This window comes from Nocardia neocaledoniensis (assembly GCF_029868625.1).
Lineage (GTDB): Bacteria > Actinomycetota > Actinomycetes > Mycobacteriales > Mycobacteriaceae > Nocardia > Nocardia neocaledoniensis_A.
In genome coordinates this window covers 14100-33878 of the sequence record NZ_JARWOJ010000119.1, presented here as the reverse complement: position 1 = coordinate 33878, position 19779 = coordinate 14100, and the positions used below count along the sequence as shown (strand labels likewise).

General features: G+C 71.1%; 14 protein-coding genes and 1 tRNA gene. 8 read left to right on the top strand and 7 right to left on the bottom strand.

Annotation, left to right across the window (positions count from 1 at the left end):
- Window positions 1–198: 198 nt before the first annotated feature.
- Entirely contained in the window at window positions 199–1179 is a 981-nt protein-coding gene (locus QH270_RS08250; protein WP_280339916.1) for a GlxA family transcriptional regulator, read from the bottom strand.
- Between the two features lie 52 nt (window positions 1180–1231).
- Here QH270_RS08250 and QH270_RS08245 point away from each other — a divergent pair, with 52 nt between their 5' ends.
- Complete coding sequence (locus QH270_RS08245) at window positions 1232–1627, top strand: cupin domain-containing protein (RefSeq protein WP_280339915.1); 396 nt, start codon at window positions 1232–1234, stop codon at window positions 1625–1627.
- A gap of 51 nt (window positions 1628–1678) precedes the next feature.
- Here the strand turns inward: QH270_RS08245 and QH270_RS08240 are convergent, their stop codons facing one another.
- Window positions 1679–2143: a MarR family winged helix-turn-helix transcriptional regulator gene (locus QH270_RS08240; protein ID WP_280339914.1), complete on the bottom strand. Its 465-nt coding sequence runs from the start codon at window positions 2141–2143 to the stop codon at window positions 1679–1681.
- Window positions 2144–2209: 66 nt separating this feature from the next.
- Here QH270_RS08240 and QH270_RS08235 point away from each other — a divergent pair, with 66 nt between their 5' ends.
- Both QH270_RS08235 and QH270_RS08230 read left to right on the top strand, forming a co-directional pair.
- Window positions 2210–3187 carry a pirin family protein gene (locus QH270_RS08235; protein ID WP_280339912.1) on the top strand — a complete coding sequence of 326 codons (978 nt, stop codon included), beginning with the start codon at window positions 2210–2212 and terminating at the stop codon, window positions 3185–3187.
- Between the two features lie 124 nt (window positions 3188–3311).
- On the top strand, window positions 3312–3608 hold the full coding sequence (locus QH270_RS08230) for an excalibur calcium-binding domain-containing protein (protein ID WP_280339910.1): 297 nt from the start codon (window positions 3312–3314) through the stop codon (window positions 3606–3608).
- A 129-nt stretch (window positions 3609–3737) separates the two neighbouring features.
- On the opposite strand, the gene QH270_RS08225 is transcribed toward QH270_RS08230, so the two are convergent.
- Window positions 3738–3971 carry a DUF3618 domain-containing protein gene (locus QH270_RS08225; RefSeq protein ID WP_420107251.1) on the bottom strand — a complete coding sequence of 78 codons (234 nt, stop codon included), beginning with the start codon at window positions 3969–3971 and terminating at the stop codon, window positions 3738–3740.
- A 74-nt stretch (window positions 3972–4045) separates the two neighbouring features.
- Between QH270_RS08225 and bcp the strand changes: the two genes are divergently transcribed.
- Window positions 4046–4519 carry a thioredoxin-dependent thiol peroxidase gene (bcp, locus tag QH270_RS08220; protein ID WP_110039601.1) on the top strand — a complete coding sequence of 158 codons (474 nt, stop codon included), beginning with the start codon at window positions 4046–4048 and terminating at the stop codon, window positions 4517–4519.
- Window positions 4520–4523: 4 nt separating this feature from the next.
- Here bcp and QH270_RS08215 read toward each other — a convergent pair whose 3' ends face one another.
- Window positions 4524–5246, bottom strand: a complete 723-nt coding sequence (locus QH270_RS08215) for a TetR/AcrR family transcriptional regulator (RefSeq protein ID WP_280339909.1) — start codon at window positions 5244–5246, stop codon at window positions 4524–4526.
- 125 nt (window positions 5247–5371) lie between these two features.
- Between QH270_RS08215 and QH270_RS08210 the strand changes: the two genes are divergently transcribed.
- The gene (locus tag QH270_RS08210) at window positions 5372–6304 is read left to right on the top strand and encodes an ATP-binding cassette domain-containing protein (protein WP_432420319.1); all 933 of its coding nucleotides are present in this window, start codon (window positions 5372–5374) and stop codon (window positions 6302–6304) included.
- Between the two features lie 26 nt (window positions 6305–6330).
- The gene (locus QH270_RS08205) at window positions 6331–7116 is read left to right on the top strand and encodes an ABC transporter permease (protein ID WP_280339907.1); all 786 of its coding nucleotides are present in this window, start codon (window positions 6331–6333) and stop codon (window positions 7114–7116) included.
- A gap of 72 nt (window positions 7117–7188) precedes the next feature.
- Here the strand turns inward: QH270_RS08205 and QH270_RS08200 are convergent, their stop codons facing one another.
- Window positions 7189–8406: a hypothetical protein gene (locus QH270_RS08200; RefSeq protein ID WP_280339906.1), complete on the bottom strand. Its 1218-nt coding sequence runs from the start codon at window positions 8404–8406 to the stop codon at window positions 7189–7191.
- A gap of 312 nt (window positions 8407–8718) precedes the next feature.
- On the opposite strand from QH270_RS08200, the gene QH270_RS08195 reads away from it, so the two are divergent.
- Entirely contained in the window at window positions 8719–9339 is a 621-nt protein-coding gene (locus tag QH270_RS08195) for a TetR/AcrR family transcriptional regulator (RefSeq protein WP_233001701.1), read from the top strand.
- Window positions 9340–9354: 15 nt separating this feature from the next.
- On the opposite strand, the gene acpS is transcribed toward QH270_RS08195, so the two are convergent.
- Together acpS and QH270_RS08185 are read right to left on the bottom strand one after the other, a co-directional pair.
- Complete coding sequence (gene acpS / locus QH270_RS08190) at window positions 9355–9792, bottom strand: holo-ACP synthase AcpS (RefSeq protein ID WP_110039378.1); 438 nt, start codon at window positions 9790–9792, stop codon at window positions 9355–9357.
- An 11-nt stretch (window positions 9793–9803) separates the two neighbouring features.
- A complete protein-coding gene (locus QH270_RS08185) occupies window positions 9804–19142 on the bottom strand; it encodes a type I polyketide synthase (protein WP_280339904.1) in 9339 nt (3112 codons plus the stop codon).
- Window positions 19143–19515: 373 nt separating this feature from the next.
- Between QH270_RS08185 and QH270_RS08180 the strand changes: the two genes are divergently transcribed.
- Window positions 19516–19597: transfer RNA gene (locus QH270_RS08180), tRNA-Leu, on the top strand.
- Window positions 19598–19779: the final 182 nt, after the last annotated feature.

Below are 19779 nucleotides of genomic sequence, written 5' to 3'. Positions count from 1 at the left end.
CGCAGCCTGCTGTGCGGCGGGCCTCCGCGCGGACCCAGCCCGGTCCGCGTCCGCACCGCGGCGTCCACTCATCGCCCGGCGGGAACGCCTCGCCGGGCGCGCCTCACCACGCGGGCGCGCCTCACCACGCGGGCACGCCTCACCGGGCGGACCGGGGTGTGGCACCGTCGCGGGGGCTGCCGGAAACCACTCGCCGGATCATGCCGTCCTGGCGCGGAATTGGGCACGGTAGGCGGTCGGGGTCAGGCCGGTGGCGGCGGCGAGGTGGGTGCGGAGGTTGGCGGTGGTGCCGAGGCCGCACTCGGCGGCGACGCGTTCGATGGGGAGGTCGGTGGTTTCGAGGAGGCGGCGGGCCTGGTCGAGGCGGCGGGCGGTGAGCCAGGCCAGCGGGGTGCAGCCGAGTTCGGCGCGGAAGTGGCGATGCAGGGTGGCCACGCTGACGCGGGCGCGGGCGGCGAGGTCGGCGACCGTGAGGGGTTCGGTCGCATGGTGTTCGGCCCACTCCAGGGTCGCCGCCAGGGACGCGCCGGGAGCGAGCGGCACCGGGCGTTCGATGAATTGGCGCTGGCCGCCGCGGCGGTGCGCGGCGAAGACGAGGCGGCGGGCGACGGCGGAGGCGATCTCGGTGCCGTGGTCGCGGCCGACCAGGTACAGCGCGAGGTCGAGGGCCGCCGCGCTGCCGGCCGAGGTCAGGATGTCGCCGTCGTCGATGAACAGGACCGTGTCGTCGACCTCGGTGTCGGGGAAGCGGCGCCGGAATTCGTCGGCCCACTGCCAGTGCAGCGTCGCCCGTCGTCCACGCAGCACGCCCGCCTCGGCCAAGGTGAACGCGCCGCTGCACATGCCGACCAGCCGGGCACCGCGGGCGTGCGCTCGCGCGATCGCCGCGAGCACCGCCGGATGCCGCGGCGCGGCGGTGTCGGGCCGGTTGGGGACGATCACCGTGTCGGCCGTGTCGAGCAGCTCCAGGCCGGCCAGCCCGGTCATGGTGAAGAAGTTCTGCCGCATCGGCACCTCGCGCTGGTGCGCGCACAGCCGGAAGTCGTAGAGCAGCCCGCCCACCTCGGGCCGCTCGATGCCGAACACCTCCGTCATACAGGCCAGCTCGAAGGGGTTGGAGCCCTCGTCGACGAGAGCCGCGACCCGATGCAGACCCGGCTGCGAGAAATCTTTCGACATATGCCATTCATCGCACTGTCGCGGGACTGACCGCAAGCGCGACCATGAACGCATGACCGATCGACCCAGCAATATCGACACCGCGCTCGCCACCTTCGACGAGCTGTGGAGCCCACGTATCCTCACCCGCGTCAACGACTGGGACGTGCGCCTGGCCAAGGTGCGCGGCGAGCACGTGTGGCACGCCCACCACGACACCGACGAGTTCTTCCTCGTCCTCGACGGGACCCTCGACATCGACCTGCGGGAGCCGGGCGCCCCGCCGCGGCGAGTCACCCTGCGCCGCAACGACACCTACGTGGTTCCGCGCGGCGTCGACCACCGCCCGTCCTCGGTCGAGGGCGCTACCCTGCTGCTGTTCGAGCCCGCGGGCACCCTCACCACCGGCGACTACCCGGGCGAAGTTCCCGCCCACATCACCGCGTCCATCGGCACCGCCCTCGCCTAGGAGCGCGGCGACGCGGACGGGCGCCTGCCGTCGGCGAGCTCACCGGCCGCCTCATCCGGGCAGTGCGCTCCGCTCGTCGCTCGCCGCGACGACCTTCGCCGCCAGCGTCCGGATCGAGGTGCTCTCCTGTTCGGTCAACCGGTCGACGAACACCGCGCGCACCAGCTCCACGTGCTCGGGCGCGGCACGGCCGAGGACTGCCCGGCCCTCGTCGGTGAGCGAGACGACGATGCCGCGCGCGTCGTCCTCGGCGGGTCGCCGGTCGACCAGGCCGCGGGCGGCCATCCGGGCGAGCTGCTTGGAGAGCCGGGACTTGTCCCAGCACACCTCGGCCGCCAGCTCCTTGGCCCGCATGCACCCGTTCGGCGTGGCCGACAGCGCCACCATCAGCTCGTAGTCCGGCATGGACAGGCCGTGGTCGGCCAGGCCGGCGGCCAGGGCCGCGTCCAGACGCTGGCGCATGCGGATGTACGCCTGCCAGGTCTGCTGCTCTTCGTCGGTCAACCATCGGGTCACGGGAATGATCCTAGAACGCATTTGGTTGACATGGAAACAAAGCTACTCGACCAGGAGGCGCATCCCATGCCCGCAATCACCGTCGACGACATCATGGTGCTGCCCCGGCTGCCCCGCCCCGATGTCACCGCGACCCAGCGACCGGTCCGCCAGCTCGTCACCGCCGCGCGTCAGCGGGAAGGCGCGGGCTTCGAGGTGACGCGTCCGTTCCCCAGCCTGGACCTGCGCTCGGCCGATCCGTTCATTCTGCTCGACCAGATGGGGCCGGTCGCCTACGAGCCCTACGAGGCCAAGGGCGCGCCGTGGCATCCGCACCGCGGCTTCGAGACCGTCACCTACATGCTCGACGGCACCATGGTCCACCACGATTCCCAGGGTGGCGGTGGCGTGATCAGCGAGGGCGACACGCAGTGGATGACGGCGGGCTCGGGCATGCTGCACGACGAACTGCCCGAGGAGAAGCTCGTCATCTCCGGCGGCACCTTCCACGGCATCCAGCTGTGGGTGAACCTGCCACGGGCGAACAAGTTCGCCGCCCCGCGCTACCAGGATCTGCGTGCCGGGGAACTGACCCTGGTCAGCTCGCACGACGGCGGCGCCCTGGTCCGGCTGATCGCCGGTGAGCTCGCCGGTTTCACCGGCCCCGGTTCCACCTACACCCCGATCGCCTACGCGCACGCCTCGATCAGCCCCGGCGCGCAACTGGAGACGCCGTGGCCGACGGACTACACCGCGATGGCCTACGTGCTCGCGGGCAGCGGCACGGTCGGCACCGATCGCAGGCCGATCCGCGCCGGTCAGCTGGCGGTCTTCGGCAAGGGCGACGCCATCACCCTCGCCGCCGACACCGACCAGCACACCACCACCGGCGACCTCGAGGTCCTGCTGCTCGGCGGAAAGCCCCTGCGCGAACCGGTGATCCAGTACGGGCCGTTCGTGATGAACACCAAGGAGGAGATCATCGAGGCCATGGAGGATTTCCAGGCGGGCCGGATGGGGACCGTCCCCGCCGAACACCTGACCGGACGACGCCTGGGCGAATGACCGGCCACGGGCCGGGACACGCGCGCGGTTGACAACCGGACGCCCCGTCACAAAGGTGGACGGGGCCGCCCGACGCGTGAAGTGTCCGGGCCCACAACCGAAACGCGCAGACATCGAGGAATCCATGAACGTTCGTCGGCTGACCGTCAGCCTCGCCGCGGTGGGGCTTTCCCTGCTCGCCGTACCCGCCGCCCACGCCAACGTGCCCACCGGCTCCGCGGGCACCGGCTCCTCCAGCTTCGACTCCCTCCTCGGCGCGACGGGCTCGGCCAACCTGGTCCAGTCCGGCTCGGCCGGTGGCGCGTTCCGCAGCTGCGACGACGCCTACGCGCAGGGTCGCGCTCCCCTGTTCCGCGGCGAGGCGGGCTACTCCCCCCACCTCGACCCCGACGGTGACGGGCTGGCCTGCCCCACGCAGTAGTTTTGGCGGCTGGCGCCGCGGGTTTTCGGCCTCGTGACCTCGCCGCAAACGTGGTGATCGGCTTACCAGAAAACAGAAAACACCCGATGTGGCTGTGCCGCATCGGGTGTTTCGCGTTGTTGCCGCGTGTCAGCGGCGGAAGATCTTGACCAGGACCAGGCCCGCGACGAGCGCGCCCGCGCCGATCAGGGTGTATTTGACCTTCGGCTCGTTCAACTTGGCGACCACGACCGCCTTGGTATCGTCGGCGATCCGCTGCGGATCGGCGCGCACCGCCAGTTCGTCGAGCGTCGTCGCCAACCGGGCGCGCGCGATCTCGATCTCACGCTCGATCCGGTCGGTGTCGTTCTTGGCCACCGTCACCTCCAGTATGTGTCTGCTGCTCGCCGACGAGTCTATCCATGCCCCCGGCGTACCCGGTCGGTTACCGTGCGGTGGTGACCGACAACCATCGCCTCTCCCCCGGAGACACCGCACCCGATTTCACGCTGCCCGACGCCGACGGCAAGGACGTGTCGCTGTCGGACTATCGCGGCCGCAAGGTGATCGTCTACTTCTACCCGGCCGCGAGCACCCCCGGCTGCACCAAGCAGGCCTGCGACTTCCGCGACAATCTGGCCGAGCTCGGCGGCGCCGGGATCGACGTCGTCGGCATCTCGCCGGACAAGCCGGCCAAGCTGGCCAAGTTCCGCGACGCCGAGGGCCTGACGTTCCCGCTGCTGTCCGATCCCGAGCGCACCGTCCTGCAGGAGTGGGGCGCCTTCGGCGAGAAGAAGATGTACGGCAAGACCGTCACCGGCGTGATCCGGTCGACCTTCCTCGTCGACGCCGAGGGCAAGATCGAGGTGGCGCAGTACAACGTGCGAGCCACCGGGCACGTGGCCAAGCTGCGCCGCGACCTGTCGGTGTAGCAGGTCAGGCGAAGGTGCGGACGAACACCTCGTAGCCGTCCAGCAACCGCGCCAGACCGAATTCGAAATCGGCTTTACCCCAGTCGATCTCGTCGTCGTAGAAGGCGGAGGCGGACAGTGCGGCCGTCACCGAGGGAAAGCGCGCCGGGTCGAGCACCCTGGCCAGCACCCCGGTGAAGTCGCCGTCCTCCTCCGTCTGCAGATCGCGCACCGCCCGCCGCTTGGACACCACGAACATCGACAGGTTCATCACCAGCTGGAGCTTGATCGATTCGGGAACCGCCGTCGCGCTCAGGGTCCGTAGGCCCGCGTCGAGCCAGGCCATGTTGTTGGGCCCCAGCGGCGGCCGGTTCAGCGGAACGTCCACCCACCACGGGTGGATCCCGATCCGGTCGAACTCCGCGTGCGCCCAGCGCTCCAGACCGGCGCGCCACGGGATGTCCGCCGAGATGTCCGGCGGTGGTCCGACCACCCGGTCCATCAGGAGATCGACCAGCGTGTTCTTGCTGTCCACATAGCGGTACAGCGACATGGCCGTGAAGCCGAGCTGCTTGGCGACGCGGTTCATCGACAGCGCCGCGTATCCCTCCGCGTCGGCGACGGCGATCGCGGCGTCGAGGATCTGGTCGAGGGTGAGCCCGCGCCGGGGCCCGCGGGATCCGGCTTGCTCCAGACCCCACATCAGCTCGACCGCTTTCGGTAGTGCCGTGTCGCCGGATGTCGTCATCTACTCCCTGCCTCCTCCGCTCCCTCCGACTCTAACGCCACCGGACCCTTGCGCCCGAGAACTGCTTACTCTATAAACTAAGTTTATCTCATAAACAGTTTCTCGATCGGAGCGAACTCATGACCATGGCACCCGCCCTCGCGATCCGGGAGTTGCGCAAGTCCTTCGGCGCGCACGTCGTCCTCGCCGACCTGGACCTGGAGGTCGAGCCGGGCACGGTCTTCGCCCTGCTCGGCCCGAACGGCGCGGGCAAGACCACGCTCGTCCGCCTCCTGACCACGCTGATCCGGCCCGACCACGGACAGGTCCGGGTCTTCGGGCACGACCTGGTGACCGAAGCCGACACGGTCCGCGGGCTGATCGGCGTCACCGGGCAGTACGCGGCCGTCGACGGCGTCCTCACCGGCACCGAGAACCTGCGCCTGACCGGCAGACTGCTGCATCTGGGCGCGAAGGAGACGGCCCGGCGTGCCGCCGAACTGCTCGCGCGCTTCGACCTCGTCGACGCCGCCGACCGTCCGGTCGACTCCTATTCCGGCGGCATGCGCCGCAGGCTCGACCTGGCCATGAGCCTGATGGGCAGGCCGCGCATGGTCTTCCTGGACGAGCCGACCACGGGCCTGGACCCGCGCAGCCGACGTGATCTGTGGACCGCGATCAGGGAACTCGCCGCCGACGGGACCACCATCGTCCTCACCACCCAGTACCTCGAGGAGGCCGATCAGCTCGCCGATCGGATCGCCGTGCTCGACGGCGGCGTCATCGTCGCCGACGGCACCCCGGACGAACTCAAACGCCGCGTCCCCGGCGGGCACCTGCTGCTGCGCTTCCCCGACCACCGCCGGCTCACCGCGGCGCGCCACGCCGTCCCGGACGGGCACGCCGACCCCGACCAGCTGACCTTGCAGGTGCCGACGAGCGGCGGCACCACGCAGATCAAGGACCTGCTCGACCGGTTCGCCGCCCTCGACATCACCGTCGAACAGCTGACCGTGCACACCCCCGATCTCGACGACGTCTTCTTCGCGCTCACCGACCGCGTCGACGTCGCGGCCTGACCATCCGAACGAAAAGAGCCACCACCATGTCCCTTTCGCCAGCGGCCACGCTCGTGCGCGCCGCCAAGGACTCCACGACCATGCTCGACCGCAATATCCGCCACACCCTGCGCAGTCCCGACACGATGATCATGACGATCGCGCTGCCGGTGATGATCCTGTTGATGTTCGTCTACGTGTTCGGCGGCGCCATGGACGTCGGCCCCGGCGCCTACATCGACTACGTGGTGCCCGGCATCATCCTGCTGTGCGCGGGGTTCGGCGCGTCCACCACGGCGGTCGCGCTGTCCACCGATCTGGCCGAGGGCATCATCGACCGGTTCCGCGCCATGGCCATCGCCCGTTCGGCGGTACTCACCGGACACGTGGTGGAGAGTGTGCTGCGCAATCTGCTCACCTCGGCCATCGTGATCGGTGTCGCGGTGCTGCTCGGGTTCCGCCCGACCACCGACCCACTGCGCTGGCTCGGCGTGTTCGGCGTGCTCGCGATGTTCGTCTTCGCGCTGTCGTGGCTGTCCGCCGCGCTCGGCCTGCTGGCCCGAAACCCGGAGGCGGCCAACGGCTTCACCTTCGTGTTCATGTTCCTGCCGTATGTGAGCAGCGCGTTCGTGCCGACCGAGTCGATGCCCACATGGCTGCACGCCTTCGCCGAGAACCAGCCGGTGACCCCGGTGATCGAGACGACGCGCGGCCTGCTGATGGGCACCCCGATCGGTGACAGCGGCCTGCTCGCGGTGCTGTGGTGCGCGGGCATCGCGGCGGCCGGATTCCTCACCGCCGGTGCGCTGTTCCGCCGCCGCACCAGCGTCTGAGCACCGGGCCGGTGACAGTGGGAAGGGCCGCGCGAGGAGTCCGCGCGGCCCTTCCCGATCTGCTCGGCCGGCTCAGTCCGCCGACTCGGTGCGCGGGCCCTCCGGCAGCACCGGCGCCTGCGCGGGCTGCATGCCCGTGGGAATTCCGGTGCCCGGCACCGTCTGCGCCGCGGCGGGCTTCTGCGGGACCACCGGGGCGGGCTCGAGCGGCAACGGATCGTCCTGCGGCGCATCGCCGTACAGCTGGGTGGGGTAGTCCAGCGGGAATTGACTCGGGTCGATCAGCTGCGGATTCGGCGACAGGTGTTCGTAGGTCGAGGTGTCGGCCGGCTCACCGGCCGGATCCACCTGGAGTCCGCTCTGGGAACCGACACCACCCGCCGAACCGGTGTCGGCGGTCTCCTGGATCGCCGGTCGTGGTGGAATCACCGGTGCCGGGCCCGCGGCGGGTTCCGACGACACCGCCGTGTTGTCCACCCCCTGCGATCCGCCGTTCATCACCGCGTACGCCCCACCGGCGACCAGCCCGCCCGCCAGCAGGCTCGCGGCCGCCGCGACCATCGCGGTACCGCGCTTGGACTGCGGCGCGACCGGGACGGGCGCCTCGGTGACGTCGCCCAGCGCGACCAACGCGGCGCCGGCGGCGGGCGCGAACGGCGCCAGCCGGCAGGGCAGCACCGGCACGCCGAACCCGGCGACGGCCTCACGCACCGCGGGCGCGTCGGCCGAGGAGCCGACCAGCACCACCGCGCTGGGGCGCACCCCGGCCGCCTCGAACTGGTCCCACGCCGCCGACACACCCACCTGCAGCGCGCCGGGAGTGGGCGCGCCGGTCTGCGCCGACGCGGCCAGCACCCGGTGCCTGCCCGGGTCGAGCAGCGTCATCGCCTGGTGGCCGGGCACGGCCTCGTAGACCAGCAGATTGTCGAACTCGTCGAGCCAGCTCATCGCCCCGGCGACGAACAGATGCGCGGACTTGGCCGAGACCAGCGAGGCCGTGCGCCACGGCGTCGCCGCGAGCCTGGTGACGATCGCGCGCCGCTCGATCGCGTCGCGGTAACTCACTGCCACTCCGGCGATCTCGTGCTCGTCCTCGAGTTCGGCGGCCATCGTATCCAGCGCGGTCTGCACCGCGACGGCGATGTCGGCCTTCCCGTCTCCGCCTGCACGGACCGTGCGCCGCAGCAGCATCCGGTCGGTGAGGGTGGCGCCCGAGTCGGCGAACGCCACCGCGTGCACGGCGCCTCGCTCGGTACTGACGCCGAGCGTGATCACAGATCCTGCAGCCACAAGTCAAGCCTTCCCTGTGCGAAACGATGCGGGACGGACCACGCGGGGTCCATCACTTCGCGGTAGGTCGGTTGCGGTAGGAGATCGCCGCGAATAAGCGTGCGGATGCACGCACGCTCATCTCATGATTCGTCACCATCCTCCGCCCGGATGGGAGGAATTTCGCCCAGTTGTTGACACGCTGTCGGTAGACGCATGTCGCCGGACTGTGTATACCGCTAGCCTGGATGGGTGGAGGTACACGCGCAGGCCCGGTCGAAGCACACCCGTCTGGACCCTGCGCTGGAATTGCAGGACGACCCGCAGGAGCTGATGCCCCGCAAGCGGCCGACCCAGGAACGCAGCAAGCGCAAGTTCGACGCGCTGTTGCAGTCCTCCCGGGAGCTGCTCGTCGAAGTCGGGTTCGAGTCCTTCACCTGTGAAGAGGTGGCCCAGCGGGCCGAGGTGCCGATCGGCACGCTGTACCAGTTCTTCGCCAACAAGTACGTAATCGTCTGCGAGCTCAATCGGCAAGACCTGGTCGCGGTTTCGCGCGAGCTGGCCGACTTCCACGGCGAGATCCCTTCGCTGGACTGGCTGCGGCACATGAATCAGTTCGTCGACCACCTGGCGAACCTGTGGACCACCGATCCCTCGCGGCGCGAGGTGTGGCTGGCCATGCAATCCACCCCGTCCACCAGGGCCACCGGCGCGCTGCACGAGAAGGAGTTCGCCGAGGTCGTCTCGCAGATGCTGCGGCCGCTCACCCCGCGCACCCCGCGCGCCCGGCGCACGATGATGGCCGAAGTGCTGGTGCACGTGGTGTATTCGATGCTGAACTTCTCCGTCCAGGACGAACAGACCAACGCCGACGCGGTCGCCGAACTCAAGCGCCTGATGGTCGCGTACCTGCTGGTGGCGGAAAAAGAATCGCGGACCGCCCACGAGAAGTAAGCGGTCCGCGATGGTCTAGCGCGTGGTCTCCCTGCCCTCGATCAGGTCGGCCAGCTCGCCCGGGTCCTCCAGGACCACCATGGCCGCGGCGGTGTCGCCGTCATGGGTCAGCGAGAGGTGGACGCGCACCCGAGGCAGGAATTCCGCGGCCAGGCCGTGCAGCTTGATGCTCGGCCTGCCCCAGGCGTCGTTGACGACTTCGATCAGCGGATACGGGTTGTCCCCGATCTGCGGGCTGCGCGCGAAGCGAGACGATGCCCAAGCCTTGAGCACCGCCTCCTTCGCGGCCCACCGTGCGGCGAAGCTGCGGGCGGGGTCGGTCTGTTTGCTCTGGCAGTAGCGGCGTTCACCAGCGGTGAAGCTCTCCCTGAGCATCGTCGTCCCCGACCGTTGCAGCTGTTCGGCGAACTCGGAGATGGTCACCAAGTCCAAACCGATACCGAGAATCGTCACGAAGCGGCAGCCTACGACGCTTCGGTCGGCTGCGGAGCGGAACCGAGCTGTCCTGCGCCGCAACCCCATCCGTTCGCCCGGTACAGGCCGTCGCTGTCGAGCCGGGCCTCCGGCGAGAGCAGCATGTCGGCCTCGAGCTGACGGATCTGCTCGGCCGGGGTGCCGTCGGCACCGAGGCGACGATCCGCCGGCTTCTCGTAGAGCGCCGCGCCACCGCACATGGCCTCGGCGAAGCGCTGCCTGCCCGCGAGCTGACGCGCCTGCGCCCGCTCCTGGTAGTCGGCGCGCGCCGAGGGCTCGATCGCCGCCAGGAACGCCTGCGGATGGACCACCGCGAGCAGACCCGACACGTGACCGAAGCCGAGCGAGGTCACCAGACCCGCCTTCAGCGCGAACTTCTCGCCGAAGCGCAGCGGTTCGCGCGCCCACACCAGGTGCGGGTAGGCCTGCATCTTCTCGTCGACGCAGTCCAGGCTCCGGTTCGGCGGCACCACACCGTTTTCCAGCACCTGGCACAGGCCGATGAGCTGGAAGGCCGCCGCGCCGCCCTTGGCGTGGCCGGTGAGGCTCTTCTGCGAGACCACGAACAGCGGGGCACCGTCGGTACGGCCCAGCGAGCCCGCGAGCCGCTCGTGCAGCTCCGACTCGTTGGGATCGTTGGCGGCGGTGGAGGTGTCGTGCTTGGAGATCACCGCGATGTCGTCCGGGGTGACACCGAGCTTGCGCAGTTCGGCGGCCAGGCGCGACCCGCTGCCGCCACGACCGGCGCCCAGCGCGCCGAGCCCCGGTGCGGGGATGGAGGTGTGCACACCGTCGGCGAAGGACTGCGCGAAGGCGAGCACGCCGAGCACCGGCAGGCCCATCTCCACGGCCACGTCACCGCGGGCCAGCAGCACGGTGCCGCCACCCTGCGATTCCACGAAGCCGCCGCGACGGCGGTCGTTGGCGCGGGAGAAGTAGCGGTCGCTGATGCCCTTGGCGCGCATGGCCGCCGAGTCGGCGGTGGCCGACATGTCACCGAAGCCGACGATGCCCTCGATCCCGAGATCGTCGTACCCGCCGGCGACCACGACCTCGGCCTTGCCGAGCCTGATCTTGTCGACGGCTTCCTCCACCGACACCGCCGCCGTGGCGCACGCCGCGACCGGGTGCACCATGGCGCCGTAGCTGCCGACGTAGGACTGCACCACGTGCGCCAGCGCGACGTTGGGCAGCGCCTCCTGCAGGATGTCGTTCGGGCGCGGCTCGCCGAGCAGGTTGTCGACGTAGAGCGAACGCATCGAGGACATGCCGCCCATGCCGGTGCCCTGGGTGTTGGCCACCAGGCTCGGGTGCACCCAGCTCATCAGCTCGTCGGGGCTGAAGCCCGCGCCGACGAACGCGTCGACGGTGCAGACGATGTTCCACAGCGCGACCCGGTCGATCGAGGCGGCCATGTCCGCGGAGACACCCCAGATCGTGGGGTCCCAGCCGGTCGGGATCTGGCCACCGACCACCCGCGACAGCTTCGCCTTGCGCGGCACCCGGATCTCGGTGCCCGCCTTGCGGGTGACGGTCCAGTCGCCGGAATCGGCGACGGGGGTGATCACCGTGTGCTCCGGATCGGCGGTGTGGAAGGCACGCGCCTCGGCCTCGTTGGCGACCGTGAAGCTCAGGTCCTGGTCGAGGAACACCGAGGTCAGCAGCGGGGCGGCGTTGTCGACCATGGCCGCGTCGTCCTCGTAGCGGCGCACACCGCAGCGCTCGACGACCGTGTCGTGGTAGCGCTGCGCGACCTCCGACTCCGGCACGAAGTCCCCGGATTCGGTGTCGTACCAGCCCGGCTTCGGGTCGTTCTCCCAGCGGATCAGACCGGTGGTCCAGGCCAACTCGAGCACGCCCGCGGCGGAGAGCTTGTCCTCGACCTCCATCTCGAAGCGGGTCCGCGAGGAACCGTACGGGCCGAGCTCGGCCGCGCCGACGATCACGACCATGTCGCTGAGATCGGCGGTGACCTCACCCCACTCCGGCACCGGCAGGGCCGAGCTCAGGGTGGGCGGCGCGGGCAGCGCGGCGATGGTCGCGGCGGTGACCGCTTCCTCCTCGGCGGCGGCCGCGGCCTCCTGCGCCTGCTTGGCCAGCGCGGGCAGGTCCAGCTTGGCGCGGGCGAGACCACCGGTGAGGTCGATCTGCTGCGGGCCGGTGACCGTCACCTGACGGGCCCGCGAGGTGCACCACTTGAGCAGCTCGTCGGCCATCTCGCTGGTCGACCACGTGTGCACGCCCGCCTTCTCCACGGCCTCGACCATCGGGTCGTTGTGGCCCATCAGCCCGGTGCCGCGCACCCAGCCGATCAGCGCGTGCACCATGGTGACCCGGGCGGCCCAGGACTTCTCGGCCTTCCACTTGGCGACGATCGCGTCGAGCGCGGCCTTCGACTCGCCGTAGGCACCGTCGCCACCGAAGAGGCCACGGTTGGGCGAACCCGGCAGCACCACATGCAGTTTCGCGTCGACGTCGTGGTCGGCGCCGAGGGCGGACAGGCCGCCGATCAGCCGCTCGACCGACCAGAGCAGGACCCGCATCTCCATCTCCGCGCGGGCGCCCGCGTCGGCGAGGTCACCGGCGACGCGCGGCGCCGCGAAGGGCAGCAGCAGCGTCGGGGTCATCGCGTCCTTGGTCTTGATCTTGGCGCCGCCCGCGTTGTCGACCTGCTCGGTCCCGACCCACTCGATGAGCGCGTCCAGGTCCTGGTAGGAGGCCATGTTCGCGGGAACCACCCACAGCGCCGCGCCGTGGCGGGCGTTGTCGCGGTAGAGCGAGCGGTAGAACTTCAGCCGCTCGTCGTCGAGCCCGGACGTGGTGACCACCACCGTGGCGCCGCCCGAGAGCAGCCTGCCGGTGACCGCGGCCGCGATCGAACCCTTGCTGGCGCCGGTGATCACGGCGACGTCGTCGGACCACAGGCCCGGGTCGGTGGTGTCGAGGGCGGCCTCCGCGATCTTCGCGTAGACCCCCGCCAGCACCGAGCGCGCCTCGCTCATGGCCCGCTGCCGCCACCAGTTCGCCTGCGCGGCAACCGCTTCGCCCGCACCCACGTAGCCGGCGATCGACTGTTCGGCCGTGGCGGCGTCGTCACCGAGCCACATGGTCGCGAGGTCTTCGCGGGCGGTGGCCCAGCGGTCGTCGATGAGGACGGCCTTGCGGGCGTCGAAGGCGGGCGCGACCAGGCGCGGCCAGTCCGCGCCGAGTTCGGCGGAGACCAGGTCGACCAGGGTGTCGGGGGTCGCCTCCGGAGCGCTGGCCTGCTCGCTGAGGCCGAGCTGATCGAGGATCACCCGCGCCGCGGTGGCGAGCACGCCGTCGCGGCCGGTGATCTGCTCGGTGAACTCGCCGAGCGCGGCCGCGTCGACGGTGCCGCCGGACGCGCCACCCGCCGAGGGCAGCGAGACCGCGACGCCGCGCCGCGCGGCGACCGCCTGCACGGCGGCGTCGATGGCGGCATCGACCGAGGCGGCGTCGGACAGCGCGCCGCCGACGAGTCCGCCGAGGTCACCGCCGCGCACGCTGGCGCCTTCGCGGGTGCCGAGGGAGACCTCGGCGGTGACGTGGCTGGCCCAGCCGTCGCCGAGTTCCCAGGTCTTCTTGACCCGGTCGGCGATGGCGGCGGGCCGCTTGCCGGAGGGGCCGAAGACCTTGCGCAGGTGGTCGCCGATGGCGTCGGTGAGCACGGTGCCGAACGGCTTGTAGGTGCGGGCCAGGCGCTCGACCGTGGCCGCGAGGGCGCCCATGTCGGCGTCGGCGGCACCGTCGATGGCGCCGAGCGAGAGCTCGGAGCCGAGGTCGACGAGCAGCTGGTTGCGGCGCGAGGACACGCCGTCGCAGAGGCCCTCGATGGTGTCGACCGCGCCGATCTGGTCCAGCCGGAGCTTGGTCCACAGCGCGATGAGCACGCGGGTGGCGTCGGCGGCGGTGAACGCGATGTCGTCGGGGCGCGGGCCACCGGTGGCGACCGGGGCCGCGGCGACCGGGGCGGCGGGAGCGGCAGCGGCGGCGGGCGCCTCGGCCGTGCTCTCCTCGACGTCGTCCTCGACCGGCGCGGGATCGGTGTCGGTGGCGTAGACGACCGCGGCGTCGCGCTCGACGTTGACGACCTCGACCGTGGCGCCGCCGAACGCGGGCAGCTTCAGCGTCTGCGAGGCCAGGTTGGCCACCGTCGGGGTGGCGCCGAGGCCGACCTCGACGAAGCGCTCCACGCCGAGACCGCCGTGCGCGGTGTCGGTGAACAGCAGGTCCTGGGTCTCGATCCAGCGCACCGGGCTGGCGAACTGCCAGGCCAGCAGCTCGATCAGCACCACCCGGCACAGCTCCGCCTCGCGCTGGGTCCAGCTGTCGAAGTCGGCGAGCACGGCGGCCAGCGGTTCCGAGGGCACGAGTTCAGCGATCTCGGTGAGGAATTCGCGCTTCAGCGAGAACGGGCGCGGCACCAGGTTCGGGATGTAGCGGCCGACGAGCACCTCCGGGTGCACCTCGGCGGGCAGCAGCTGCTCGAGCTTGTGCCGGAACTCCGGCACGCCGTCACGCAGCACCGAGGAGTGGAACGGCACGTCGATGCCGGGCACCAGGATGAACGCCCGCTTGCCGCCGAATTCGGCACGGCGGCGGTCGATCTCGGTCTCGAGCGCCTCGAGTCCGGCGACCGTGCCCGCGATGGCGTACTGCGAGCCACGCAGGTTCAGGTTCACGACCTCGAGGAATTCTCCGGTGGCCGCGCCGATGCCGTTGACGAAGTCGATGACCTCGGCGTCGGGCAGCCCGATCTGCGACGGGCGGATGGCGGCCATCCGGTAGTCGCTGCGGCCCTGCGCGTCACGCGGGACCAGCTCGTGCATGGCCGAACCACGCTGGAACACGACCTCCAGCACGGCTTCCAGCGGCAGCACGCCGGCGACGGCGGCGAGCGCGTTGTACTCACCGACGGAGTGACCGGCCAGCATCGCGCCCTCGACGAACGCACCGGCCTCGCGCAGCTCGGCGACCTGGGCGACACCGAGGGTCGCCATGGCGACCTGGGTGAACTGGGTCAGGTGCAGCACGCCGTCCGGGTGCCGGTGTTCGACACCCCGGGCCTTGAGGTAGGTCGGGTTGTCGCGCACCACCGCCAGGATCGAGAACCCGAGGGCCTCGCGGGTGTGCGCGTCGGCGCGCTCCCAGACCTTCTTGGCCGCCTTCGAGCGGGTCAGCGCGTCCAGACCCATCCCCTTGCGCTGGATGCCCTGGCCCGGGAAGGCGTAGACGGTCTTCGGGGCGGCGGTGCGCCCGGTCGCGGTCATGACCAGGTCACCGTCGACGCGGCAGGAGACCTCGACGATCTCGCTGCCCGCGTCCACCGCGATCCGCTCCACCCGCACGTCGACGGTCGCGCCGGGGCGGACCATGCCGAGGAACCGGGTGGTCCAGGCGGTGAGAGTGCGTGCGGGAACGGAGCTTTCGGGATCCACGGCGACGACCGCGTGCTGGGCGGCGGCCGAGAGCCACATGCCGTGCACGATCGGGCTGCCGAGGCCGGCCAGCTTGGCGGCGGCGTCGGAGGTGTGGATCGGGTTGTGGTCGCCGGAGACGGCGGCGAAGGCGTGCATGGCGCGCGGGGCGGCCATGCTCACGTCGCGACGACGGCGGCGCGGGGTGTCGGCGGCGGCGTCGGAGACAGCGCCCGCCGCGCGCGGCGGATCGGTGAGCTCGCCCGCGCCGTTGCGGCCGCGGATCGCGAAGCGCTCCACCAGGCGGGCCAGCGGGGTCGGCTCCAGCCCCTGGTCCAGGATCAGGCCGACCTGCACGGCCACCTCGACGACCCGGCCCATGTCGGTGTCGACCACGGCGCCGCTCTCGGCGCGCACCACGAGAATGCTGGTCTCGGCGGGCAGTTCGTTCAGCAGCTCGATCTGGTGGTCCAGGTGGACCAGGTCGAGCATGCCCTCGATGACCGAGCCACCGGTGCCGGTGCGGGCCGCGCCGAGCACCGCGAAGACCGCGGGCCAGCAGGCGCCGACGAGCACGTCGGGCGCGGTGCGGCCGAGGGTGCTCAGCGTGTCGGGCAGGCCGGAGCCGGTGACACCGGCGTGGTCGGCGACCAGATCGGGCATCCAGGCCAGGTTGAGGTGCGCCACACCGGCTTTCACCTCGGGCAGCGACTGACCGGCGGCCACGCCGAGCAGCGCCGACATGGCGGTCTCGGCGTCGGCCTCGGTGATCACCGGAGCGCCGCCGGAGTACACGCTCACCGGCACGGTGATGCGGATCGTCACCGCGTCGCGGCCGAGCAGCGGCACGGCCAGCTCGACATAGCTGAAATCGGCTTCGGGGCCGGTGGTCTCGGTCAGCGTCGCGCCGGTGCCGCGGTGCACCGCGCTGCCCTGCTCGACGACCCACTCGCTGACGGCACCGAGCCGGTGCACGGGGTTGACCGTGGTGCGGCCCGCCCACTGCACGTCGGGGGCGGCGAGCACGGTGTCGATCGGGCCCGCGACCACACCGGCGACGCGGCGGGCGTCGACCGGAGCGGGCGTGACGCCCGCGCGGACCAGGCTGTAGGCGGTGTCCTGCTCGAAGCGGTCGAGCAGTTCGCCGACCGGCTCGTCGACGCGGGTGATGCCGGCGACCGCGACGGTGCCGGGGATGACGCACACCTGATCGGCCGAGTAGCGCGGGTCATGGGCCTGCCACAGCGAATCCGAGCGCCACCAGCGGCGCACGTCGGCGTCGACGACGGGCACGAAGTTCACCGGCTTGCCCGGGGTCTTACACAGCGAGACGAAGAACGGGACGTCGGCCGGGTGCAGCACCGTCTCGGCGACGGCCGGGTACTGCTTCTTGAGCGCGCACAGCGCCTGCACGGGGTGCTCGAAGGCCTCGTCGTCGGCGAACAGCGTCTCGATCTCGCCGCTGTCGGCCGGGTGCAGCCGGGCTTCGGTGCGCCGCATCATCTCCGCGAACCGGTCGCGCCAGCTGATGTCGAGCCAGTCCGAGCGGGTGGCGTCGATGATCGCGTCACCGATGTCGGAGCCGCAGTCGAAGGAGATCGGGACCTCGCTCGACACCGCCAGGGAGACATAGCGTTCCAGCCACTGCTGGTAGGTCATGGTGGCGACATCGCCGAAGTAGGGCTTGGCGGTGGCGTCGAGCGCGGCGATGATCTCCTCGCGCCGGGCCGCCACGGCCTCGGCGTCGCCGGCGACCTCGTCGAGCAGGCGGCCGGTGCGCGAGGCGGCGTTGTCGATCTCGTGGATGTCGGCGCCCAGCTGGCTGCGGCCCGAGGCCATGCCACCGCTGGCGGTGCCTGCGCCGACCCAGTCGGGCGTACCGGGGGTGTCGACGAGCAGTTGCTTCACCTCGGGGGCGGTGGTCGCCTCGAGGGTGGCCATGGCGGCGGTGCCGACGAGCACGCCGTCCAGCGGCATGGCCGGGTAACCGTGGGTGGTGGACCAGGTGCCGGTCAGGTAGTCGGTGGCGCGCTCGGGCGTGCCGATGCCGCCGCCGACGCAGACGACCACGTTGGCGCGGCCGCGCAGCTCGGCGTAGGTGGCCAGCAGCAGGTCGTCGAGGTCTTCCCAGGAGTGGTGCCCACCGGCCTTGCCGCCCTCGATGTGCATGATCACCGGGTAGTCCGGCACCGCGTCGGCGATGCGCAGCACGGCCCGGATCTGGGCGACGGTGCCCGGCTTGAACGCGACGTGGCTGATGCCGACCTCGGTCAGCTCCTCGATCAACGCGACGGCCTCGTCGAGCTCGGGGATGCCGGCGGTGACGATGACGCCGTCGAGCGGGGCACCCGCCGCGCGCGCCTTCTGCACCAGGCGCTTGCCGCCCAGCTGCAGCTTCCACAGGTACGGATCGAGGAACAGCGAGTTGAACTGCACCGCGCGGCCCGGCTGCAGCAGCTGACGCAGCTCGGTCATCCGGTCGGCGAAGATCTGCTCGGTGACCTGGCCGCCACCGGCCAGCTCGGCCCAGTGGCCCGCGTTGGCCGCCGCGGCGACGATCTTGGCGTCGACGGTGGTGGGGGTCATGCCGGCCAGCAGGATCGGCGAGCGACCGGTGAGCTTGGTGAACGCGGTCTCGACGACGATGCGCCCGTTGGGCAGCCGCACCGGCTTCGGCGCGAAGGCCGACCACGGGGTGGACGGCTCGGGCGCCGCGCCCGGGGTGAGCAGGCTGCGCTGGCCGGGGCGGGTGGCGGCGGCGATCACGCCGACGCCGGTGCCCTTGAGCGAACCACCGGTGACGCGCGAGAGCAGGTCGCCGGGGCCGAGGTCGAGGATCCACTCCGCGCCCGCCTCGACGACGGAATCGACGGTGGCGACCCAGTCGATCGGGTCGACGAGCACCTGCTGGGTCAGCGCGGCGGCGAACTCGGCGTCGAGCTCGCACTGGCGGGCCCAGCCTGCGACCAGGTCGACGGTCTCGGCCAGCGCCGGATGGTGGAAGGCGACGTCGACGGCGATGTCCTCGAAGACCGGCGCGAACACCGCACCGCCGCGGATCTTGTTCTCGCGCTCCTTGGTCTGCTCGTCGTGCAGCTGCGCGCACCTGGCCCGCACGCGGTCGAGCTGCGCCGGGGCGCCGGAGAGCACGACGCGCCTGCGGCCGTTGCGGATCGAGACCACCGCGGCGATCGCGGGGTCGACACCCTCGGCGACCTCGGCGACGATCGCCCGCAGCTGCTCGGGATCGACGTTGGACACCGCGACCATCGGCGAGCGCTCGCCCACCGGCATCAGCCCGCGCCTGCGCGCGATCAGACCGGCGGCGGCACCGACGAGCTGGGCGATGGCCAGCAGCTCCGCGTCACGCGCGCCCCCGGCCTCGACCGCGGCGGCGGCGAACAGGCCCTGCGAGTGTCCGACGACGGCGACCGGCGGGTGCTCGGCGGTGTCGAGGCCCTGCAGCCGCAGCGCCCTGGTGGCCGCGAGCTGGGCCAACAGCACACCCGGCATCGACACCGCGGCCGAGCGCAGCACCGACTCGGCGGGCGCGGACGAGGGCTCCTCCGGCTCGTCCAGCTCACTCTCCAGCATCCAGCCCATGGGATCGAAGCCACCGGGACGCACCACCAGCAACTGCGCAGCGACCGGTTCGATCAGCGCCTCGGCCTCGCGCACGAGCGCCGTGAGTTCGGACTCGAGCGCGCTGTCGCGCCCGATCTCCTCCAGTTCGCGCAGCCACTGCGCACCCTGCCCACCGAACGCCAACGCGTAGCCCGTCCCGTCACGCAGCTGGTCGAGCAGCGGCGCGCGGACACCCGCCGCCTGGCCGCGACCATCGGCTTTCGCGGTCGCCCCGCGGCCCATCTCGGTGCTCTCGTTGATCGTCAAGACGCTCGACTTCCTTCTCCTGGCGCTCCGCCCACCGACGGACCACACACGTATCCGGCAGCCCCTCGGGCCTGTATGGCAGCCACGATCGCACAAAATCATGAGGAAAGCCTCACGTTTCCCGCCCCCACGCCAGCTACCGCCGAGTATTTCGGCACGACCGTACCGAAATTATCTGAAACATGACCCTCCCTCACGTTTGAACCCGCAGGTGAGGCCTGTTACTTCGCTTCGCAAACATGAGTGGCCCTCACATTGGGAGTTACCGAATCGTTATAACCCCAGGTCGTGTTACCCACGAGTACGCCACGCCGCCCCCACGCTTCGCGTAGCCGGTTTTGCCCGGTAGAGTTTGGACGGTCGTACACATCCAGCGCGAGTGGCGAAATTGGCAGACGCGCCAGATTTAGGTTCTGGTGTCCACGGACGTGGGGGTTCAAGTCCCCCCTCGCGCACAACAGGCAGTTGGCTCCGCCGTACCTGGCGCCGCGCCCCACCCGGCGCCGTCGCGGACCCCCGACATCGACGTCCGAAGCCCCCTGCCCGCTTACCCGCGTGGGTGGCATAGCGCAGTTCCCCACTGGGGCTTGATCATTCGGCGAATCTCCGGCGCTACGCTGCTAGCATTGCGCCGAGG

Coding starts and splice junctions, on each gene's coding strand:
- QH270_RS08250 (WP_280339916.1), bottom strand. CDS start 1,179: ATGTCGAAAGATTTCTCGCAGCCGGGTCTGCATCGGGTCGCGGCTCTC.
- QH270_RS08230 (WP_280339910.1), top strand. CDS start 3,312: ATGAACGTTCGTCGGCTGACCGTCAGCCTCGCCGCGGTGGGGCTTTCC.
- QH270_RS08245 (WP_280339915.1), top strand. CDS start 1,232: ATGACCGATCGACCCAGCAATATCGACACCGCGCTCGCCACCTTCGAC.
- QH270_RS08205 (WP_280339907.1), top strand. CDS start 6,331: ATGTCCCTTTCGCCAGCGGCCACGCTCGTGCGCGCCGCCAAGGACTCC.
- QH270_RS08215 (WP_280339909.1), bottom strand. CDS start 5,246: ATGACGACATCCGGCGACACGGCACTACCGAAAGCGGTCGAGCTGATG.
- QH270_RS08235 (WP_280339912.1), top strand. CDS start 2,210: ATGCCCGCAATCACCGTCGACGACATCATGGTGCTGCCCCGGCTGCCC.
- QH270_RS08195 (WP_233001701.1), top strand. CDS start 8,719: ATGCCCCGCAAGCGGCCGACCCAGGAACGCAGCAAGCGCAAGTTCGAC.
- QH270_RS08210 (WP_432420319.1), top strand. CDS start 5,372: ATGGCACCCGCCCTCGCGATCCGGGAGTTGCGCAAGTCCTTCGGCGCG.